This is a genomic window from Mesorhizobium abyssinicae (assembly GCF_049887195.1).
Taxonomy (GTDB): Bacteria; Pseudomonadota; Alphaproteobacteria; order Rhizobiales; family Rhizobiaceae; genus Mesorhizobium; species Mesorhizobium abyssinicae.
Genome location: NZ_JARAKC010000100.1, coordinates 1 through 931 on the forward strand (window position 1 = coordinate 1; position 931 = coordinate 931).

Here is a 931-nt window from a genome sequence, read left to right on the forward strand (position 1 = left end):
ATTGTTCAGCCGACCGGCATGATTTCCGTCCTGGTCCAGCGGAACTGTGTGCCGTCGCTCCAGATGCGATGCATGATCACCGCCAGCCGGCGGGCGAGCGCAACGATGGCTTTCTGCTGGCCGCGCCGCTTGGCGACGACCATCGCCCAGGTCTTCAGCCAGGACCATTTCGTCCCCCGCGTCAGCAGAGTCTGCGCGGCCTCGTAGAGCAACGTTCGCATCATGCCGTCGCCGCATAACGAGATCCCGCCCACCCGGCGGCTTTCGCCCGATTCATGGAGCACCGGCGTCAGGCCTAAAATCGGACCGACCGCCTTGGAGTTGCGGAAGCGGGCGGGGACATCGATCGTCGCGGTGTAGGCCAGCGACACGACGGGGCCGACACCGGGGATCGACATCAACCGGCGGCAAACCTCATCATCCCGGACGATCGCCAGAAGCTTGCGGTGCAGGGCAGCATAGTTCTGGCGCAGCTTGCGGCGCGCGTCGAGCAACGGTTCGACGATCTCGGCCAGATCGGGCATGCCTTCGGTGAACTCGCGGATCCGCTCCTCAAACTTGACCGTACCGACCTTGCCAACCTTGAGACCGAAGTTGCGCAACAGCCCGCGGATGTCGTTCTCGATGGCAATCGCCTTGTCCTTTTAGAGCTTGCGCGCCGTCAGCAGCGCCCGGCGCTTCTGGCTCGTCAGGGTCTTGACATGCACCGGGCGGAACAGATTGACCCGCATCATCTGCGCGATCCCGCGCGCATCATTGCGGTCGGTCTTGTTCGGCTGCGCCTTCAGGAAGGCGTTGACGTGACGCGTCTCAATGCAAACCACTGGCAAGCCGGCTTTGGCAAGCCCCTCGAACAGCCATTGCGACAAAGGTCCGGCTTCAAGCCCGACCCGCTGCAACCGCCAGGCGGGATCCTTGAGCACCCGCGCAA

General features: G+C 63.9%; 1 pseudogene. It reads right to left on the reverse strand.

Going from position 1 to position 931, the window contains the following annotated elements:
• Positions 1-5: 5 nt before the first annotated feature.
• A pseudogene (locus PU724_RS33805) lies at positions 6-931 on the reverse strand (IS110 family RNA-guided transposase); the annotation flags it as partial.